Source organism: Ochrobactrum sp. XJ1 (assembly GCF_024701725.1).
GTDB lineage: Bacteria > Pseudomonadota > Alphaproteobacteria > Rhizobiales > Rhizobiaceae > Brucella > Brucella anthropi.
Window position 1 is genome coordinate 74210 of record NZ_VDGD01000005.1, and the last position, 20346, is coordinate 94555.

Below are 20346 nucleotides of genomic sequence, written 5' to 3' on the forward strand. Positions count from 1 at the left end.
CGGTTCCTCAATTCAGCGTCTTGAGCCGGTCATTGACGGCATCTTCGGTCATGGTTTCACCGGAAAGTTCGTCGACGAAACGCCCGCGATGCATCACCAGCACACGATTGCAGTTCTGCACCAGCTCGGGCACATCGTCGGAAATCATCAGGACGGCGAGACCTTCATCACGGGCAAGCTTGCGGATGATATTGTGGATCTGCGCCTTGGAGCCGACATCGACACCGACAGTCGGCCCGTTGAGGATCAGGATTTTGGCACCTGTCAAAAGCCAGCGTGCCAGCACCACACGCTGCGCATTGCCGCCTGACAGATGATTGACCGGCGTATGCGGACCGGGGGCAACGATGTGCATCGCCGAAAACATGTCACGGGTCGTGGTGTCGGCCTTCTTGCGGTCGATGAAGAGGCCGCGCACGAATTTCTCGATGGATGTGACGATGATGTTGCGCTCGATCGATTGCGTCAGGAACAGGCCTTCCGTCAGGCGATCTTCCGGCACATAGGCGACGCCGCAGGCAATCCCTTCCTGCACGGTTTTCGGATGAACTTGCTTGCCGTCGATACGAACAGTGCCGGTGAAATCCGGCTTCATGCCGAAGAGCGCGAGTGCGAGTTCCGTGCGACCGGAGCCGATCAGCCCGGATATGCCGACGATCTCGCCCGCATTGAGAGCGAGGCTGGCATTTTCCAAAGAGCCAGGAACAGAAAGGTTCGTGATTTCAAGGGTCGGATTGGCCGAAGCGCCTTCACGCGGGGTCCAGTGATAATGGTCCGATGTGAGTTCCTGACCGGTCATGGCGCGGGTGATCGACGGTTCGTCGAAATCGGAAATCGGGCCTTCGGCAACCTTCTTGCCATTGCGGAAGACGGTCAGCCTTTCGCTGATTTCCAGCATCTCGCGCATCTTGTGGCTGACGAAGAGTACTGCGATGCCCTGTGCCTGAATATCGCGCACGATCTTGAACAGCGCATCGACTTCATGCCGCGTCAGCGCGGTGGTCGGCTCGTCCATGATGATGAGGCGGGCGTCAGCCATGACGGCGCGCGCAATCGCCACGATCTGCTTGCCCGATGTCGGCAGGCTGTCCACATCCGCATCGAGGTCGATGCTGACGTCGAGCCGCGCCAGCGCCTTCTGTGCCAGGTCACGCACGCGCTTCCAGTCGACGCCCTTGCGGCCTTCGATGAGAAAAGTATTGATTGCCAGATTTTCAGCAACTGTCAGGTTCCCGAACAACGAGAAGTCCTGATAGATCACCTGAATACCGTGATGAACCGACTTGACGGGGTCAAGTTTGCCGACTGATTTGCCATCGATCAGTATCTCGCCGTCTTCCGGCGTGTAGACGCCCGACATGACCTTTATGATGGTGGATTTGCCGGAGCCGTTCTCACCTGCGAGGCAGTGGATTTCGCCGGGCTTTATGGCAAAGGAAACGTCGTCCAGTGCCCTGACACCACCGAAGCGTTTTCCGATATGGCGCAGTTCAATCAGGTTTTCACTCATGAGGGGCCTCGTGCAAGGCTGGAATGCAATTTGCCGGATGGGAGGGGCATGAAGCTCCTCCCGTCAAGCGCGTTTCGATATGATTGAATCAGATCGGCGCTTGATATGTTTGTTTAGACGCGCATCTTATCCGAAAACCGTTTCACACTTTTCGGGATGCGTTCTAAACATCCATGGACATCAGAAGTCGTACTTATCCATGTTTTCCTTGGTCACGCCGACCCAGCCTGCGCCATAGAGCAGGTTCGGCTTGGCAGCGTCCGGTGCCAGCAGGCTTTCATAGCCCGGCAGGCCCAGATTGAGACCGGCCTTGATCTGGTCGTTCTTCTTCTCAAGCGCTGCAACGGCCAGCATGTTCATGGCATAGCCTGCAACGGCAGGGTCCCAGAACTGGATATACTGGACGTCGTCGTTCTTCAGATATTCGCCAGCCACCGACACGAGACCGGTGCCTGCGAAGAAGACCTTGCCCTTGAGGCCGCCTTCGGCGATCAGGCGTCCGGCACCGGCAGAGGTCGGCATTGGTGCACCAAGAATGCCCTTGATGTCCGGATAGGCGGTCATCGCCTCCTTGAGCTTGTTATAGTCGGTGTTGGCATCGTCATATGTTTCGAGACGGCCGGTTGCTTCTGACATTTCCGGGAAGTTGGCCTTCTGGTATTCGACGGCACCGTCGATCCATTCCATCTGCGACTTCGAGGTCAGGCTGCCGACAGTCGTGACATATTTGCCCTTGCCGCCCATCGACTTGCCGAGTTCCTTCATGAGGTTCGCGCCATAGGCCTTGTTGTCAAAGGCTTCAATGTCGTAATCGACGTTCTGGATGTTGGATGCTTCGTGGCTGATGACCACGATGCCGCGTTCGCGTGCCTTCTTCAGAACCGGCTCCACGGCTTCAACGGAGAACGGCACGATGGCGATGGCGTCAACGCCCTGTGCGATCAGGTTCTCGACAATCTGCACCTGTGCAGCAGCGTCCGCCTGGCTCGGACCGACCATCCAGACGTCATTGCCGGTGTCGGCCTTGAACTGGTCGACGCCGTCGCGCATGCGGTCGAACCATGCAATGCCATCAACCTTCACGACGGTCGCGATGGTGTACTTCTTGTCATTGGCGGTGGTGATCAGCTCTTTGTTGATCTTCGACGTATCAACGACGCCTTCCGCGAAAGCGTGCGGAACGGCCACGGACATGGCAATGGCCACGGATGCTAGAAATTTTTTCACCGGTGTTTCCTCCCAAGACGCATCTCCAAAGCGCTGACCGGTTCGGATAGATGCGCATTACTCCAAAATTCCGGAGCTCCTTCAGCGTATTCGACCAGAAGAAACTCCGAACTCCCTGTCCCGCCGCGCCATTGGCTGCAGAAGGACGATTCTGACGCTGACGCACCCTGGAACGGTAGGGCGCGTCAGCGTTCTCCTCCATGCCCGGCTTCCCGGCCGGGCGAAAATTCGATCTGTTTTCCCGCCTGTCTGGCGTCCTCGAAGAACGGAATTCTGTTCGAGGCGTGCAAAACCCTGTTGTTTTAGCCTCCCAACAATGCGAATTATAATGTTACAATCCGATCATTATGTTTGGATCGTTTCACATTTATGTTCGGCCTGTCAAGATCGGATGATCGCATTGCGTGAAATGTGACGGACGTATAAACGGGTGAGCGGATCGCAAGGATTGGGGACAGCGTGAGCAGAATCAGCCGGAAGGAAGAGCGGATTGCCGAACTGGCGGCGCTGGTCGATGACGTTGGCGTGCTTCGCCTGCGGGATGCGGCAGCGCGTCTTGGCGTGTCAGAAATGACAATCCGCCGCGACATCGGCAGCGATGGCGGGATGCTGAATTGTTTGGGTGGTTACATTATTCCCACGCAGGACGGTGTGAATGGCGATTATGTCTTTGATTTTGAAAAAGACAGCCATGCCAATGCCAAAGCGCAGGCTTGTGCCGCAGCGGCAGCGTTGATCGAACCCTATGATACTGTTTTCATAGATTGCGGCACGACAATGCCGCACCTTGCTCACCGCATACCGCAGAACCAGCATATTACGGTTGTCTGCTACGCTCTCAACATTGCGGAAATCCTGTCGCAGCGCAGTGATGTGCGACTTATTGTTTTGGGCGGACTTTATCACCCGGAAGCGGCGTCGTTTTCAGGGGATGAGGGGATCGACGTCCTGAAGCGCGTCAACATCAACAAAGCTTTCCTTTCGGCTGGCGGCGTCGACGAGCAGCACGGGGTTACGTGTTCACACTTCCATGAAGTACCGATCAAGCAGATGGCGATGCAGCGCGCTGTCGAAAAACATCTCGTCGTCGACAAGAGCAAATATGGCAAGGTCCGCGCCGCGCGCTTCGCGGGCATAACCGACTTCACGTCGATTGTGTCGGGCTAGTTCATTTTTTTCGGATCAGCAGGCCTTCCAGAAGCTTCCGGAATGCCTTGACGGCCCGCTTCGATGTGGCTTCTGGATCGTCTGAATTGGCAATCCATTGGGCCGCAGCACTGCTCGCCGCATTGATCAACCGCGCGGCGGCTTCCGAGTCGATATCGACGATGACACCTTCTTCATGCAATGCGGCGAGGCTGGTCGTTATCGTGCGGATACAGCCATTGGCGCTCGGCCAGCTGGAGGGATCGCCGAAAACCGCCGGTCCGTCGCGAAACATGATGCGCTGGATTTCCGGTTCCAGTGCCATTTCGATATAGGCCGTATTCTCGTCGACAAAGCCCTGCCAGCGGTCGGGTGCCTTGGCGGAAATCGTGCACAGTCTCGCGGCCATCTCGCAATCGATTTCGTTGATCACGGCCTGCAGAAGGCCTTTCTTGTCGCCGAAATGATGATAGAGCGCGCCGCGTGTCAGTCCGGCGGAGGCAGTAAAATCATCCATCGAAGCCTCGGCGTAACCAACGGTCCCGAAAGCCTTGCGGCCCGCAGCCATCAGCTTCGTCCTCGTTTCAGCAATCATTTCGCTTCGCGGTTTACGCATCATGATTCCTTTTATTTGCATACGCTGCGTATATTAGTTGACATACGCCGCGTATCAATTATTTAATTAACATACGGACCGTATGCAAGTGTTGTAATTTCCCCTTTCAAGGACCCACTCCGATGTCCAATCCATATAGAGAAATTTTCAGCGCCCCAGGCGCTATCGGCTTTTCGGCGGCGGCCTTTTTCGCCCGTCTTCCCATCGCGATGGCCCCTGTCGGCATCGTGGCCATGCTTGCGCAGACGCACGGCGAATATTGGCTGGCGGGCGCGGTGTCTGCCACTTTCGCGCTCACGAATGCATTCATAGCGCCGCAGATTTCACGCCTTGTCGACCGTTACGGACAAAGCCGCATCGTCATGCCTGCCACGGTCGTTTCGGTGATAGCCTTCGCCTTTCTGCTCGTAGCGACAAATCAGGGCTGGGCAAACTGGACATTGTTCGTCTCGGCATTTTTTGCCGGTGCCATGCCCAGCATCCCGGCCATGGTAAGGGCAAGATGGACGGAAATTTTCCGCAACCGCCCCGAACTGAACACCGCTTTCGCGTTCGAGTCGGCGGCGGATGAACTGGTCTATATTTCAGGCGCGTCCCTTTCCGTGGCGCTGGCGGTGTCCCTGTTCCCCGAAGCGGGGATGCTGATCAGCACGGCTTTTCTGGCCGTGGGCACGATCGCCTTCCTCCTGCAGCGTTCCAGTGAACCGCCGGTTCGTGCGCTCGATCAGGATAGCCCGCAACGTTCCGCTATCTGGTCGCGTCCCGTTCAGATCATCACGCTGGCACTTATCTTCGTCGGCTCGACCTTTGCGACAGCTGAAGTCAGTGCTGTAGCGATCACAAGCGAGCTTGGTCAGCCCGGTGCGGCCAGCCTTGTGATCGGTGTCTATGCCATCGGTTCGTTTCTTGTGGGGATAACGCTCGGTGCATTGTCGCTTCGTATGCCCCTGCAGCGCCAGTTGATGATTGCCGTCAGCGTGCTGGCACTGACTGCCTTGCCATTACCCTTCGCGGGCACATCGACCACGCTTCTTGCCGTGGCGGTGTTCGTCAGCGGCGTTGCGATTTCTCCGACATTCATCACGGCCTTCGGCCTTATCGAACGCCGCGTGCCTGAGACGATGCTGACGGAAGGCATTACCTGGGTCATGACCGGCATCGGCATCGGAATGGCGTTTGGTGCGTTCGTTTCCGGTTGGGTGGTCGACAATTTCGGTGCAGCAAACGGCTTCTGGGTTTCTGTTGTCGCCAGCCTCAGCGCGGTTGCAACCGTCGCGCTTGGTCAGGCCAGCCTGTCCGGCACGCGGGAAACAGCCGAATGCGACGCGCTGTGCGCAGCAGAAGCGGCAGAGTAGCTGAATAGGGATGAGCGGGTATGGCCCGCTCGTCAATCTCCGTAAATACGGTTTTCCAGCGGTGTGGAAGCGATCAATCCCTTCAATCCGGCCAGCATGGCTTTCTCGGCCTTGTTGAGATTGGTTTCCGGATTATGGATCAGGAAAACATCGATAGCGGGCGGGTTATCGTAAGGCGGCAAACGCCAGAGAAGGCCGTCATCGATCTCGCGTCGCGCCACGTGCAGCGGAAGCGGGCCGATACCAAGGCCGGTAATGATCATCCGGCGCACTTCTTCAAGGCTCGACGAGGTGCCGACGACATCCGGTGAAAGCCGCGCCTCACTGCGCAGCAGAGCTACCGGGCGCAGCGCGTCAGCAATGTGGTCGGTCTGGAATGAAACCGACGGTTCTCCCTTCAGATCGGCAAGCGTCAGTCCGGACTGGCCGAACATCCGGTGCCGGGGCCCGCAGAAAAACCCGAAGAATTCACGATAGACCATGGTGTAGTCGAGCGCCGGATCACGATTGCTCACCAGCCCAAGACCGAAAGAAGCGCGCTTCTCTCGAACCAGTCGAGCAACTTCGGTGCTGGCGGAAACATTGATTGTCAGCGTCGCTCGCGGATGCTGTTCATGAAAAAGCTCAAGTGCCCGGTCGAAGATCGGCGAAACAATGTGACTGGCCACCGATATGGTGACATGGCCGGTGACATCGTCACCGACCCCACGCACAAGCTGCGGCAGTTGCGAAATAGCGCCGAAGACTTCGATGCTCTGTTCATAGAGCAGTTTACCGACTTCGGTCAGCTCGAAATGGGTGGCGTCACGCTCCACCAGTCGCTGGCCGATGCGGTCTTCCAGCCGGCGCAGCGCATTGCTCACACTTGGTTGCTTGAGATTGAGCCGTTCCGCAGCGCGGGTGATGCTTTTCACTTCAGCAATCACCACAAAACTGCGCAGAAGGTTCCAGTCCAGATCCCAGACAAGGCGCTCGGGGCGGTGCAGCGACATGGCTTTATCCATTCATGAAATCTATGCAATCCATTCCCATTATCTATTTGCGAAATGCATCCATAAAAGCAATCATGAAAATTGGGAGGCATCAAATAGCCTCAAGAAAAACAAACAAGAGGAAGTCGGGAACAGCATGTTTAACAAATTCACGGGTTTCATTGCCGCTGCTGCGATTGCCGCCACCGCAGTTTTTGCGGTTGCACCCGCACAGGCGGATGATCTTGAAAAGATCAAGGCATCAGGCGAACTGAAGATCGCCATGAGCGGCCAGTACCCGCCGTTCAATTTCGTCAATGAGAAGAACGAAGTCGTGGGTTTCGATGCCTCCATCGGTTCGGCGATTGCCGAGCGCATGCAGCTGAAGCCGCAGCTCATCACCACGGCCTGGGACGGTATCGTTGCCGGTCTTCGGGCGGGCAAGTTCGATACGGTGGTCGGCTCCATGACGATCACGCCGGAACGCGAGAAGGCAGTGGACTTCGTGGGACCATATTATCACGCGGGCCGCGCGGTTTTCGTGAAGGAAGATTCCGCTGTTCAGAAGCTCGACGATCTCAAGGGCAAGACACTGGGCGTGACGCTTGGTGAAACCCATGAGAAGTGGGCGCGTGAACAGGGTGGCTGGACCATTCGCACCTATAAGGGTCTGCCGGAACTGATGCTTGAACTGAATTCGGGTCGTGTCGACGCCATTGTCGTCGACAACATCCCGGTCATGGTGGCGATCAAGGAAACCGGACAGAAAGTCCGCAAGCTCGATACGCCGGACATTGAAGGCGGCAGCGTTGCAATCGGTATCGCCATTCGCAAGAACAATCCCGAGCTGAAGGCAGCGATGCAGAAAGCTCTCGACGAGATCATGGCCGATGGCACCTATGAGAAGATCTCGATGCAATGGGTCGGCAGCGACATTCGCTGATATGTCGTCATCCCGGCCCGGCACATGTCCGGGCCGGTTGAGAACCGATTGACCGGAGTTTTCCGATGGATTTTGCGTTGATGCAGCGCGTCCTCCCGTTCTTTCTGGAGGCGGCATGGGTAACTGTGCAAATTTCCGCGCTGGCCCTGATCCTGGGCCTTGTGGTGGCTGCAATACTCGTGGCGGGCCGCCTGTCCCGCTCCCCTATTTTGCGGGGACTTGCAGCTGCGTATGTCAGTGTCTTTCGCGGCACGCCTTGCCTTGTGCAGCTCTTCATTCTCTATTTCGGCGGTCCGCAGATCGGCATCAATCTGGAACCATTTGCTGCTGGCGTTATCGGGCTTGGGCTGAACATCGGCGCCTATATGTCGGAATCGATCCGTGGAGCGATCCAGAGCGTCGATCGCGGCCAGAGCGAAGCCGCGCGCTCCATCGGCTTCGGGCGTGGCCAGACCATGCGGTTCGTCGTGCTGCCGCAGGCCGCTCGCCTCATGATCCGTCCGCTGGGCGTCAACGCTATTGCCCTTTTGAAGGGTTCGGCGCTGGTCTCGACCATTTCGGTGGTTGAGCTGACCTATACGGCGCAGCGTTTTATCGGTTCGACCTACAAACCGTTCGAGATTTTCGGCGTTGCAGCCGTTCTCTACATGATCATCATCTATATCGTGGCGCGCGGGGTCGATCTCCTCGACAAGCGCTTCGCGGCGCAGTGAGGGAGGACTGGATGCAAGCTCTCGATTTCAGCATCGTCACTCCCTATACGGATCTGCTTCTGACCGGCCTTTGGTGGACGCTGGTTCTGACCGTCGCCTCCGCATCCTTAAGCTTCGTGCTCGGGATCGCATTTGCGCTGGTGGTGCTTTATGCGCCTGCCATTCTTGCATGGCCGGTACGGTTCTTCATGTGGCTGTTCATGGGAACGCCGCTTCTGCTGCAACTGTTCCTGATCTATTTCGGACTGGTTCAGATCGGCATCAATATTCCCGCCCTCGGCGCCGGCATTATCGGCCTTAGCCTGCATTTCGCGGTCTATAATGCCGACATCATCCGGGCAGGCATTGTGGCTGTTGATCCCGGTCAGATGGAAGGCGCCCGTTCCATCGGTTTCAGCCACGCTCAGGCTTTGCGCTATATCGTCATTCCGCAGGCGATCCGCAACACGATCCCGCCCATTGGCAACAACATGATCGTTCTTCTGAAGGACACGTCGCTGGTTTCGATCATCGGCATTGCGGAACTGGTGCACAGCGCCCAGCTTGCCATCAGCGAAACCTTCAGCCCGTTTGAATTCTATATCACCGTCGCGGCCATCTATTATGTGGTCAATCTCGTCCTCGAGGCAGGCCTGCGGCGCATTGAAAGAAAAGTGGAGGTCACGCGATGAGCAGCTCCAAATCTGCAAAACCGATGGTCGAAGTGAAGGATGCCCGCAAGGCTTATGGCGCGCTGGAAGTCCTGAAAGGTATCGACCTTTCAGTGGCGCGCGGCCAGATCGTCGCGATCATCGGTCCCAGCGGTTCCGGCAAAAGCACGCTTCTGCGTTCGATCAATCATCTGGAAACACTGAATGGCGGTGAAGTCTGGCTCGACGGCGTGCAGGTCAACCAGCCGCTTGCAGGACAGGCATTTGAAAAGCACATCAATGCGGTGCGCCAGCAGATGGGCATGGTGTTCCAGCACTTCAATCTGTTCCCGCATCTGACGGTGCTGGAAAACATCACGCTCGGTCCGATCAAGCTGAAAGGCATGGGCAAGGACGCGGCCCGCACACTGGCGCTGGAGCTTTTGTCGAAGGTGGGGCTTGCCGACAAGATCGATGTCTATCCTTCGCGCCTGTCGGGCGGTCAGAAGCAGCGCGTGGCCATTGCGCGTGCGCTCGCCATGCAGCCGAAGGTGATGCTGTTCGACGAGGCTACTTCGGCGCTCGATCCCGAGCTGGTGGACGAAGTCAATGCCGTCATGAAGCAGCTTGCCGCTGAACATATGACGATGCTGATCGTCACGCACGAGATGCGTTTTGCGGGTGAGGTTGCCGACCGCATTCTGTTCATGGATGGCGGCGTGGTGGTGGAAGAGGGACCGCCGGATCAGATTTTGAGCAATCCGGTGCAGGAGCGTACCCGCTCCTTCCTCAAGAAATATCTGGCTGCCTGAGGTATCAGAATGAGCGAGAGACACCTCAACGAATTTCCCGATTTCGGGCTGACCCCGGCGCAGCGGCGTGAAGCCGTGCTTGGCCATTATTACGAATATCCTGGCATGGATGGGCCTCGCGGCGAAATCTGGTGCTATACCGATGCCTATTCCTATCTTCCGGGTGCGACGGTTCATCTACAGGTGAGCACAACTGCCTCGCGTTTCGATATCGAGATTGTGCGGGACGGGGCGGTGGAAACGCCGGTCTTCTCTAAACGCGGGATCGACTGCAAATGGCAGGAAACACCAGCGCAATGTTCGGTTGTCGGTTGCGGCTGGGAAACGACATTTGCCTTCAAGTCGGATGAGAACTGGCCTTCCGGCGCTTATCGCATCACGTTGAAGGCGCATGGCAATGACGGGCAGCCGATCCATTGCCATCACCTGTTCATTCTACGACCCGCAGCGGGCCGTAAGCCGGGTCGTATCCTGCAGGTGGCTGCAACCGGCACATGGACGGCCTATAATACCTGGGGCGGCTCCAACCATTATCAGGGCATCACCGGGCCGAATGGCGATCAATATGCGACGACGGTGAGCATCGAGCGTCCGTTCTGCCGTGGCTTTGTTGTGCTGCCGTCCGATGCGCCTCGTGTTCCGCTGGAAATTGTGACGCCGCCTGCCGCGCCGCCGCGCTATCCGCATATGGAATGGGCCTATGCCAACGGCTATTCCAAGAAATATACCTCTTCCGGCTGGGCAAGCTATGACAGCCTGTTCTTCCGCTGGGCTGAGCGGGAAGGCTATGCGGTCGATCTTGCCAGCCAGCATGAGCTGCATTTCTCGCCGGAAATCCTCGAGGGTTATGACTGCGTTGCCTTTGTCGGTCACGACGAATACTGGACGTGGGAAATGCGTGATGCCGTCGATAATTATGTCGAGGGCGGTGGTCGTGCGGCCCGTTTTGCGGGCAATTTCATGTGGCAGACACGGCTTGAGGACAATGGCAAGCGCCAGACCTGCTATAAATATCGCGCCCGCGCCGAAGACCCGGTCTATCGCTCCGCTGATCCGCGTCGCACCAGCGGGTGCTGGGAAGCGACTGAAACCGGACGGCCTGCTGCCGAAACTTTCGGCCTCAATGCGTTGCGCGGGCTTTATGTCGGCTGGGGTGGTTGCGCCCCGCGCGGCGTGCGCGGTTTCCCGGTCTATCGCCCAGAGCATTGGGCCTTTGCGGGAACCGGCATCTATTACGGCGATCTCCTGGGCTCGGAAGGCCATGCCTTCGGCTATGAGGTTGACGGGCTCGACTATGTGATCCGGGGAGGATTGCCGGAGCCGGAGGAGGGCAGTGGCGCTCCCGATGGATTGCAGATTCTGGCGCTCGGCATGTCGTCTCTCAAGGAGGAGAGTGCGGATATTCCAGCCGACGACCAGTTCCTCTCCGATGCCGATGCCAAATTCGTGGCCGATACGCTGATCGGCGACAATGGTGATGCAGCTGTCGAACGCATCAAGCGCGGCTGCGGCATGATCGTCAATTTCCCACGCGGCAAGGGCGAGGTCTTCCACGCCGGAAGCTGCGAGTGGGTAGCGGCTCTCAAACGCGGCGACCGCATGGTCGAGCGTGTGACCGCCAATGTTCTCAACCAATATCTCAAGCGCTGACAGAGTAACGCCATGCTCAACACAAATGCACAGAACGAACGCCCGGCATCGCATCTTTTCTACCAGTCGCGCCTGCGCAGGCCGCTGGTGGATCGGGCCGAAGGCATCTATATCTGGGATCAGGACGGACGCCGCGTCATCGACGGGTCGAGCGGCGCGATGGTGGTCAATATCGGCCATGGCAATCGCAATGTGCTCGATGCCATGAAAGAGCAGATGGATCGCGTGACCTTCGCCTATCGCCTGCACTTTGAAAACGAACCGGCGGAAGATCTGGCACGCATGGCCGCCGAGCGAATGCCGGAGGGGCTGGACAAGATCTTCTTCGTTTCCGGCGGTTCGGAAGCCGTCGAATCCTGCATCAAGCTCGCCCGCCAATGGGCGGTCGCAACCGGGCAGGGCAAGCGCTGGAAAGTGATTTCGCGCTTTCCGTCCTATCACGGGGGCACGCTTGGCGCGCTGGCCGTCACCGGCTATGCGGCACTGAGCGAGCCCTTCGCGCCCATCATGCGCGAAATGCCGAAAGTCCCGGCGCCGACCGCCTATCTCGACCGCGATAATCTCACGATGGAACAACGCGGCCAGAAATATGCCGACATGCTGGAGGAGAAGATTCAGGAAGAAGGCCCCGAAAGCGTGCTTGCCTTCATCATGGAGCCGATCGGTGGCGCATCCACCGGCGCGCTGGTCGCGCCCGACAGCTATTATCCGCGCATCCGCGAAATCTGCGACCGTTATGGCATCCTTCTGATCCACGACGAGGTGATGAGCGGTGCCGGGCGTACCGGCAAGTTTCTCGGCGGCGATCACTGGAACTGCAAACCAGATCTGATCGCGCTTTCCAAGGGCTTCGCCTCCGGTTATTGCCCGCTTGGTGCGATGGCAGCACCAGCCCGTATCGTCCAGCCGGTTCTGGATGCAGGTGGCTTCCTGCACGGCTTCACCTATGCCGGCAATCCATTGGCCTGTGCGGCGGGTAAGGCCGTATTGCAGGAGATCGATCGTCTCGATCTGGTCGGCAACGCCGCTCGCATGGGCGATGCATTGAAGGGCGAACTGGAGGGGCTTGCGAAACGCTTCCCCTTCATCGGCGACGTGCGCGGCAAAGGCTTGCTGCTGGCTGCAGAATTCGTTTCTGACCCCGAAACCATGAAGCCGCTGCCGAAGGAACTGAACGCCCATCAGCGCATGGTCGATCTCGCCTATGAACGTGGGCTCATCATCTATTCGCGTCGCACGCGCGGCGGTGTCGAGGGCGACCATTTCCTCGTTTGCCCGCCGATGATTGTGAGCCGCGAACAGGTCGGCGAGATCACCGCCATCCTCGGTGATACGCTGGAGGTTCTGGCGCGTGAACTCAAACTGCCTGTGAATGCGTAAGGAAACCGGATCATGACCGACAAGAAGAAGACACGTCGCAAGGTGATCATTACCTGTGCGGTGACAGGCTCCGTCCATACGCCCTCCATGTCGCCGCATCTGCCGGTTACGCCCGACGAAATTGCGAGCGAAGCCATCGCGGCGGCGGGAGCGGGCGCATCCATCCTGCATCTTCACGCCCGCGATCCACGCGACGGCAGGCCGTCCGCCAGCCCGGACCTGTTCATGCAGTTCCTGCCGCGCATCAAGCAATCGACCGCGGCGGTGGTGAATATTTCTACCGGCGGCTCGTCGCTGATGACACTGGAAGACCGGTTGGCCGCGCCGCTTAAGGCGCAACCGGAAATGTGTTCGCTCAATATGGGCTCGATGAATTTCGCGCTGTTCCCGGCACTCGACAAGCCACGTGAATGGAAACACGCGTGGGAACCGGAATTGCTGGAAGCCACGCGCCATTCGATCTTCAAGAACACTTTTGCGGATATGGAAGGCATTCTGACCAGCCTCGGGCAGGGCTGCGGCACGCGCTTCGAGTTCGAATGCTACGATGTCGGCCATCTCTATTCGCTGGCGCATTTTCGCGACCGGGGGCTGGTGTCCGGCCATCTGTTCATCCAGTTCGTCTTCGGTGTTCTGGGTGGTATCGGAGCCGATCCGGACAATCTCATGCATATGAAGCGCATCGCCGACAAGCTGTTCGGGGACGACTATTCCTTCTCCGTGCTGGCGGCAGGACGGCACCAGATTCCGATGATTACCATGGCGGCGGCGATGGGCGGCAATGTCCGCGTCGGGCTGGAAGACAGCCTTTATGACGGGCGCGGCCAGCTGGCCAAGAGCAATGCCGATCAGGTTCGTCGCATACGCAGCATTCTTGACGGCCTGTCGCTGGACGTTGCAACGCCTGACGAGGCGCGTGAATATCTGGGTCTCAAAGGTGGAGACAGGGTGGCGTTCTAGAGCATGTCTCCCGAAAGTGGGAACCGGTTTCGGGGTAAAGACATGCGTAAAACAAAAGGATCGAGAGTTTCCAATGATTCAATCAAAACAGGAAATGCTCTGATGCCGAAGATCGTGTTGGACAGTAAAACCGGCGTCGTGGTTCGGCCTGGCGAACTTGCCGATGCCGAACAGATTCACGCAGCAATCTGCACGATGGGCGCAGGACTTGGCGCTGCGGGAAAAATCTCCAGCACGGTTGAGGATTTCCGCTGTTATGGTTTTGGTCCCTATGCGGCTTTCACCAGTCTGATCGCCGAGGTGGACGATAGGTTTGCCGGTCTTGCCCTGTTCTTCCCGATCTTCTCGACATGGTTGGGCAAACCCGGCGTCTACGTGCAGGACCTCTATGTCGACGAAACCTTTCGCGGCAAGGGGATCGGCGAGATGCTTTTGCGTCATGTCGCCTCCTGGTCGATGGCGCGCGGCGGTGTCTATCTGCGGCTGGCCGTGGACCGGGACAATGTCGCAGCGCAAAGATTTTATGACCGGCTGGGTATCGGCTGGATTGAAGCCGACCGCGATCACGGTGCCTATGGCGATGATTTCGCCCGTCTGGCGCGCATCAATCAAATCAGGGAGTAATCATGAAAGCCTTTTACGCCGTTGAGCAGAAGCGTCACGACCCGAAAGCCTTTCTTTCCAGCGGTGCGCCGCAGCCTAACCCCGAACAGCCGGAGCGTGTTGAGCGCCTGCTCGCCGGTGCGAAGGCCGCAGGCTACGAAATCATCCGTCCGCAAAATCATGGTCTGGGCCCGATTGCAGCCGTGCATACGCCGGAATATCTTGAATTCCTGCAGCACATTTATGCCCGTTGGCGGCGCATCGAGAAGGCTTCGGAAGAGGTGATCCCGAACATCCACCCGCTGGCGCGTGACGGCCGTTATCCGGCGTCTGCCGTGGGGCAGGTTGGCTATCACATGGCCGATACGGCGTGCCCGATTGCTGAACATACATGGGAAAGCGTGTGCTGGAGCGCATGGAGCGCGGTCGATGCCGCCGATGCGGTGCTTGCAGGCGAGGTCGCGGCCTATGCGCTCTGCCGTCCGCCGGGGCATCATGCCTTTGCCGATGTGGCAGGCGGTTTCTGCTTCGTCAACAATTCAGCGGTCGCAGCCCAGCGCCTGCGCTCGAAAGCGGAGCGCGTGGCAATCCTCGACGTCGATCTGCATCATGGCAACGGGACGCAGGGGATATTCTATGCCCGTCCCGACGTACTGACCGTCTCGATCCATGCCGATCCGGTGCGCTTCTATCCATTTTTCTGGGGCCATGCCGATGAGCGCGGCGAGCGTGCGGGGCTTGGTTACAATCTCAACCTGCCACTACCGCGCAAATCCGGCGATGCCGAATTCCTTGCGTCACTCGACACGGCCTTCCGCCGTATCGAAGCCTTTGCGCCGGATGCGCTGGTGGTGGCGCTTGGCCTTGATCCGTTTGAAGGCGATCCGTTTGGCGGATTGTCGGTCACCACTGGCGGTTTTGGCCGGATTGCCGAAGCAATCGCGAAGCTTCGGCTGCCAACCGTTATCGTGCAGGAAGGTGGCTACCTTTGCGATGCGCTGGGCGATAACCTCACGGCTTTCCTTGGTGGCTATCAATCGGTGGCGCGATGAGTGGTCTTGTTACCTTTGTTGGCGTCGCGCATCCGTGGGTGTGCGATGTCATGGGGCACATGAATGTCCGGCATTATGCCGGGATGTTCGATGATGCGAGCTTTCAGCTTTTGGGCCATATCGCTGGGAAAATTCCCGATGACAGCTTTGGCTGGGCAGATGTGCGCGCGACAACCGAATACAAGCAGGAAGTGCCAGCCGGAGACCTGCTGACGATCCGTTCGCATGTGCTGAAAGTCGGGCGCTCGTCGATCACCTTTCGCCAGATGATGGTGGGATCGCTTGATGGCGAACTGCGCGCGGTCAACGAGACGACTACGGTTTGTTTCGACAAAATTGCGCGACGTTCGACCGAGCTCGGATCGGACATGCGTGTCAGGGCCGAAAAGCTCCTTGCGGATTATCCCGCTGGCTGACACGAAAAATGCAGCACGCTTTTCGTGCAATCGCATTCGAGGTCGCGCAACAGGCCATCTTTGAGGCCGTAAATCCAGCCATGCACGACGATATCCTTGTTCTGTTTCCAGGCCGATTGCAGAACCGGCGTGCGCGACAGGCTTTCCACCTGCGAGGCGACGGTCAGCTCGCAAAGCCGGTTCAGACGTTCTTCGGGATCAGCAAAACCGTCCAGCTCCTGCTCGTTTGCCTGCGCAATATCGCGAACCGGCTGGAGCCAGTTGTCGATGATGCCGTGGCCATATCCGGCCATGGCAGCACGCACGCCACCGCATCCGTAATGGCCGCAGACGATGATGTGCTTGATCTCCAACACCTCGACGGCAAACTCAAGCACTGACAGAAGGTTCAGATCGGCGCGATGGACGAGGTTGGCGACATTGCGGTGTACGAAGACTTCGCCCGGCTGCAATCCGGTGACAACATTGGCCGGAACACGGCTGTCCGAACACCCGATCCAGAGATATTCCGGACGCTGCATCGATGACAGCCGGCTGAAATATTCAGGGTCTTCCTGGCGCTTTTCCGCTGCCCATTGCCGGTTGTGTTCGAAAAGGTCTGATAACATGAGCCCGTCTCATCCGGATGATCTTCGTTCACAGACATAGACGAATATAAAAATACAGTAATTGATGTCGATCAAGTATGAGCTGCTTCGGCATGGAAGGAGCGGGACGAGTGCCCGCTCCCCTTTGTCTTATGCCGCAGGTTTCTCGCTGCGACCAATGCCGAGCAGCTGGTAGAAGACCAAGGCTGCAAGCGTTGAGGTGGCAATACCGCCAAGAGCGAAATCGCCGATCTTCAGCGTGAAGTCGCCAGCGCCGAAAATGAGCGCTACGCCAGCGGTGAAGAGGTTGCGGGAATCGGCAAAGTCCACCTTGTTGACGATCCAGATGCGGGCCATTGCCGAGGCGATCAGGCCGAACACTGAAACGGCAAGACCCGCCAGAACCGGGGCAGGGATCGTTTGCAATATAGCGCCGAATTTCGGCGACATGCCGAGGATCAGTGCCATGACGGCCGCAATGACGAAGATCAGTGTCGAATAAACTTTGGTCATCGCCATGACGCCGATATTTTCGGCATAGGTGGTGACGCCGGTGCCGCCGCCCGAGCCGGAAATCATGGTGGCGATGCCATCGCCGAGGAAGCCGCGGCCGATGTAGCGATCCATGTTCTGGCCGGTGATGGAGCCGAGCGCTTTGATATGACCGAGATTTTCAGCCACCAGAACGATGGCGACCGGCGCGATGAGGGTGATCGCCTGCCAATTGAATTCCGGCGCGGTGAAATGCGGCAGGCCGAACCATGCGGCATTGCTGACGGCGGTGAAATCGATGCCGGGCACGATGCCGAGGCCGTTGCCGAGGATCAGGACCAGAAGATAGCCGAACAGCAGTGCGAAGAGCACCGACAGGCGCTTGGTTCCACGAGGTCCATAGGCTGCGATCATCGCCATGCAGAGAACAGTGAGTAGCGCAATAGTTATATGCGTGCCGCTTCCTTTCAACTGGCCGACGGCGACCGGCGCAAGGTTGAGGCCGATGGAAACGCCGATGGCGCCGGTGACGACTGGAGGCATCAGTCGTTCGACCCAGCCTGTGCCGATGGCCATGACCACAAGGCCGATAAGGGCATAGAGCGCGCCGCAGGCAATGATGCCGCCGAGCGCGATGGCGATATTGGGATTGGGGCCGGAACCGCTATAGCCGGTTGCGGCGATCACGACCGCGATGAATGCGAAGGACGAGCCGAGATAGCTTGGCACACGACCTGCCGTCAGCACGAAGAACAGAAGCGTGCCGATACCGGAGAAGAAGACGGCCACATTGGGATCGAAACCCATCAGCAGTGGGGCGACGATGGTCGAGCCCGACATTGCGAGAAGATGCTGCACGCCCATCGGTATGGCGGCGGCGGCTGGCAGGCGCTCGTCAGGAAGCACGACGGCGTTTGATGTCAAACGCCAACTTGGAAAATAGCCCATGATGTCCCTCTGGAAAATATTATCCTGTTGCCTTTATCGCCTCATGGCGGCGATTTCCAGAAAAGAAAGGCCCAAACGGCAAGCGAGCTGTTGATGAGCCGACTCAACAATTCCTATCATGTCACCGTCACGCGGCCTGCATCGTCTGTCACCTTTCCGACGATGCGGGCAGATGGATAACCGGCGCCGCGGATGCTGTTCAAAAGCCTTTCGGCTTCCTCCGGTGCGCAGGATATCAGAAGCCCGCCAGAGGTCTGCGGGTCGGTCAGCAATTGCTGTTTCCAGAGCGGATAATCGTCCGGCAACTGCACATCATGGCCATAGCTTGCCCAGTTGCGGGTGGAAGCTCCGGTCACGAAACCGCCTTGCGTCAACTTTTCGGCCTGCTTGAGAAACGGCAGCGCAGCATAGTCGAGACTGATACCTGCATTCGAACCGCGCGCCATTTCGAGTGCATGTCCGAGAATGCCAAAGCCGGTGACGTCGGTGACAGCGTGGACGGGACTATCCTTGCCTAGCTCGGCGCCAACCCGGTTCAGCAAGGTGACTGATGCCATCATTTCATCGTAACCGGCGCTGTCGAGTTCCTGTTTCTTGAAGGCAGCGGAATAAATACCGACGCCGATTGCCTTGGTCAGGATCAACGTGTCTCCGGGACGCGCGCCGCTGTTCTTGCGCAGGCTGGAAAGCTTGCAGGTGCCGATGACGGCCAATCCGTAGATCGGCTCCGGCGCGTCGATGGAATGTCCGCCCGCGACCGGAATGCCAGCTTCAGCGCAGATGCTGGAGCCGCCTTTCAGGATTTCGCGGATCATTTCGGCGGGCATCTTGTTCACCGGCATACCGAGGATCGCCAGCGCCATGATCGGTATTCCGCCCATGGCATAAACGTCGGATATCGCGTTGGTGGCTGCGATGCGTCCGAAATCGAACGGATCGTCCACCATCGGCATGAAGAAGTCGGTGGTGGCGATCACGCAGTTTTCGTCATCGAGCTGCCAGACGGCGGCATCGTCGCCGGTTTCCGTTCCGACGAGAAGCTGGCTGAAAGGCTGCATGGCGGGTTGGCCCGACAGTAGATCCTGCAGGACAGCTGGAGCCAGCTTGCAGCCACAGCCGCCGCCATGGGCAAGTGTGCTGAGACGAATAGGTGATGCGATATCCATGATGTCCTCAAAATTTATATTGTTATTTCGCGCGCGGTCATCGCGTAACGGAATGCATCCGCGTCGAGGCAATCCAAACGGGCGCTGGCAACTTCGGCCTGCGGATACATCAGGAAGCCGAGTTCCGGTCCTTGAGCAGAAGGCAAGGCGATATCGCTGTCATCATTGAATGCAATCCAGTTTCCCTCCCATGAACCGAAAAGCTTTTGCCGCACGGCAGCGACACGCGGGTCATCAGCGGTCAGTCCGTCCTTTTCCTCTTCCAGCATCACCTTGCGCACATCCGCCGGATCGGTTGCGACCCAGCCGATGCCGTCGAGATAGATTTCTGCGCGGCAATGCTGGGCCTTGGTGATGACTTCGTTCTTCGCGCCAAGGCTCTTGTAGCCGAAGGCGGAAGGCGCAACGCGCACGCCATAAAGGTCGCGGGCCGGAATTCCCGCCGCCCTGACCAGAGCCACAAACAGCGGATTGAGGTCGGCGCATTTGCCGCCGAGATCGCCGCTATCAAGCATGGCGACAATGTTTCCATCACCGCAGCCACGCGTCGAGGCGCGCCGGTAGGTGTTGGCGACGACCCAGTCATAGATGAGGCGCGCTTTCTCCCGATCGGTGGCGGTACCGGCAATGATCTTGTCCGAGGTCTGTTTGACGATGCCATCAACGGGCGCAAGGCGCGTCCCGGCCAGATAGCGTTCGCGTTCTGCGTGGGTCAGCGGCACGGCCTTCGCGGACGCATCGAGATTGCTTGCACGGTCGCGTGTGGAGATGAGGCTGATGACTTCGGCTTGCGGTTTCGCTTCGTTTGCGTCCCATTCGAGGTAAAGCAAGCCGGTGCCGCTGACCGGATCGCGATCGAGCCGCGCGACCTTGGCGTTTGTCGTCCAGCGATTGCCTTCGGGACGGTTCCAGTCATTGCCATTGAACCCGGCCATCGGAACCCAGACACGAATGACTTCCCCCGAAGCGGCAGGCGTGATGCTGGTGGTAATCTCGAAGCTGCGCCAGCCCGACGGTTGCGGTGCAAATGTATTACCGGCTGCAGATGCAAAATTCGGCAGCATGCTGAAAGCAGCGCAAGCCGCACCAGATTTAAGAAGTTCCCGACGGTTCATGACGATCCCCTTTTTGCTTTGAATTGTTGTTGTTGCGATTGTGCGAGAAAAATCG

Annotated in this window: 20 protein-coding genes; 12 read left to right on the top strand and 8 right to left on the bottom strand. The window is 58.3% G+C overall.

Annotated features, from left to right (window positions below; all coding sequences use genetic code 11):
* Window positions 1-7: 7 nt before the first annotated feature.
* Both FG152_RS10130 and FG152_RS10135 read right to left on the bottom strand, forming a co-directional pair.
* The gene (locus FG152_RS10130; RefSeq protein ID WP_151616416.1) at window positions 8-1510 is read right to left on the bottom strand and encodes a sugar ABC transporter ATP-binding protein; all 1503 of its coding nucleotides are present in this window, start codon (window positions 1508-1510) and stop codon (window positions 8-10) included.
* A gap of 180 nt (window positions 1511-1690) precedes the next feature.
* Window positions 1691-2737 carry an autoinducer 2 ABC transporter substrate-binding protein gene (locus tag FG152_RS10135; RefSeq protein WP_029928229.1) on the bottom strand — a complete coding sequence of 349 codons (1047 nt, stop codon included), beginning with the start codon at window positions 2735-2737 and terminating at the stop codon, window positions 1691-1693.
* A gap of 459 nt (window positions 2738-3196) precedes the next feature.
* On the opposite strand from FG152_RS10135, the gene FG152_RS10140 reads away from it, so the two are divergent.
* Window positions 3197-3904 carry a DeoR/GlpR family DNA-binding transcription regulator gene (locus tag FG152_RS10140; protein ID WP_011982593.1) on the top strand — a complete coding sequence of 236 codons (708 nt, stop codon included), beginning with the start codon at window positions 3197-3199 and terminating at the stop codon, window positions 3902-3904.
* A gap of 1 nt (window position 3905) precedes the next feature.
* On the opposite strand, the gene FG152_RS10145 is transcribed toward FG152_RS10140, so the two are convergent.
* Window positions 3906-4499 (bottom strand): TetR/AcrR family transcriptional regulator, encoded by a 594-nt coding sequence (locus FG152_RS10145; RefSeq protein WP_151607081.1) that lies wholly within the window; start codon window positions 4497-4499, stop codon window positions 3906-3908.
* Between the two features lie 122 nt (window positions 4500-4621).
* Between FG152_RS10145 and FG152_RS10150 the strand changes: the two genes are divergently transcribed.
* Window positions 4622-5854: an MFS transporter gene (locus FG152_RS10150; RefSeq protein WP_278437396.1), complete on the top strand. Its 1233-nt coding sequence runs from the start codon at window positions 4622-4624 to the stop codon at window positions 5852-5854.
* 32 nt (window positions 5855-5886) lie between these two features.
* Here FG152_RS10150 and FG152_RS10155 read toward each other — a convergent pair whose 3' ends face one another.
* The gene (locus FG152_RS10155; RefSeq protein WP_029928210.1) at window positions 5887-6846 is read right to left on the bottom strand and encodes a LysR family transcriptional regulator; all 960 of its coding nucleotides are present in this window, start codon (window positions 6844-6846) and stop codon (window positions 5887-5889) included.
* Window positions 6847-6982: 136 nt separating this feature from the next.
* On the opposite strand from FG152_RS10155, the gene FG152_RS10160 reads away from it, so the two are divergent.
* From FG152_RS10160 to FG152_RS10205, 10 genes are all read left to right on the top strand, one after another.
* On the top strand, window positions 6983-7768 hold the full coding sequence (locus FG152_RS10160) for an ABC transporter substrate-binding protein (RefSeq protein WP_029376193.1): 786 nt from the start codon (window positions 6983-6985) through the stop codon (window positions 7766-7768).
* Window positions 7769-7833: 65 nt separating this feature from the next.
* Window positions 7834-8481, top strand: coding sequence for an amino acid ABC transporter permease (locus FG152_RS10165; protein ID WP_029928208.1), 648 nt, complete (start codon window positions 7834-7836; stop codon window positions 8479-8481).
* Between the two features lie 11 nt (window positions 8482-8492).
* Window positions 8493-9152: an amino acid ABC transporter permease gene (locus FG152_RS10170; protein WP_010660810.1), complete on the top strand. Its 660-nt coding sequence runs from the start codon at window positions 8493-8495 to the stop codon at window positions 9150-9152.
* Window positions 9153-9175: 23 nt separating this feature from the next.
* Window positions 9176-9922, top strand: coding sequence for an amino acid ABC transporter ATP-binding protein (locus tag FG152_RS10175; protein ID WP_010660811.1), 747 nt, complete (start codon window positions 9176-9178; stop codon window positions 9920-9922).
* A gap of 9 nt (window positions 9923-9931) precedes the next feature.
* Window positions 9932-11572 (top strand): N,N-dimethylformamidase beta subunit family domain-containing protein, encoded by a 1641-nt coding sequence (locus FG152_RS10180; protein WP_498986362.1) that lies wholly within the window; start codon window positions 9932-9934, stop codon window positions 11570-11572.
* 12 nt (window positions 11573-11584) lie between these two features.
* Window positions 11585-12952 (top strand): aminotransferase family protein, encoded by a 1368-nt coding sequence (locus FG152_RS10185; protein WP_151616418.1) that lies wholly within the window; start codon window positions 11585-11587, stop codon window positions 12950-12952.
* Window positions 12953-12964: 12 nt separating this feature from the next.
* Window positions 12965-13912, top strand: coding sequence for a 3,5-dioxohexanoate:acetyl-CoA acetone transferase (gene kce, locus FG152_RS10190; RefSeq protein ID WP_151616419.1), 948 nt, complete (start codon window positions 12965-12967; stop codon window positions 13910-13912).
* 102 nt (window positions 13913-14014) lie between these two features.
* Window positions 14015-14536 (top strand): GNAT family N-acetyltransferase, encoded by a 522-nt coding sequence (locus FG152_RS10195; RefSeq protein WP_151616420.1) that lies wholly within the window; start codon window positions 14015-14017, stop codon window positions 14534-14536.
* A 2-nt stretch (window positions 14537-14538) separates the two neighbouring features.
* Window positions 14539-15567: a histone deacetylase family protein gene (locus FG152_RS10200; protein WP_151616421.1), complete on the top strand. Its 1029-nt coding sequence runs from the start codon at window positions 14539-14541 to the stop codon at window positions 15565-15567.
* Complete coding sequence (locus tag FG152_RS10205; RefSeq protein ID WP_029928198.1) at window positions 15564-15983, top strand: acyl-CoA thioesterase; 420 nt, start codon at window positions 15564-15566, stop codon at window positions 15981-15983. The genes FG152_RS10200 and FG152_RS10205 overlap by 4 nt, the downstream gene beginning before the upstream one ends.
* Here FG152_RS10205 and can read toward each other — a convergent pair.
* From can to FG152_RS10225, 4 genes are all read right to left on the bottom strand, one after another.
* Complete coding sequence (can, locus tag FG152_RS10210) at window positions 15968-16591, bottom strand: carbonate dehydratase (protein ID WP_029928196.1); 624 nt, start codon at window positions 16589-16591, stop codon at window positions 15968-15970. The two genes, FG152_RS10205 and can, sit on opposite strands and share 16 nt — an antisense overlap.
* 129 nt (window positions 16592-16720) lie before the next feature.
* Window positions 16721-18010, bottom strand: coding sequence for a solute carrier family 23 protein (locus FG152_RS10215; protein WP_011982608.1), 1290 nt, complete (start codon window positions 18008-18010; stop codon window positions 16721-16723).
* 116 nt (window positions 18011-18126) lie between these two features.
* A complete protein-coding gene (gene selD, locus FG152_RS10220) occupies window positions 18127-19176 on the bottom strand; it encodes a selenide, water dikinase SelD (protein WP_151616423.1) in 1050 nt (349 codons plus the stop codon).
* A gap of 14 nt (window positions 19177-19190) precedes the next feature.
* Window positions 19191-20291, bottom strand: coding sequence for a transglutaminase-like domain-containing protein (locus tag FG152_RS10225; protein ID WP_498986368.1), 1101 nt, complete (start codon window positions 20289-20291; stop codon window positions 19191-19193).
* Window positions 20292-20346 lie beyond the last annotated feature (55 nt).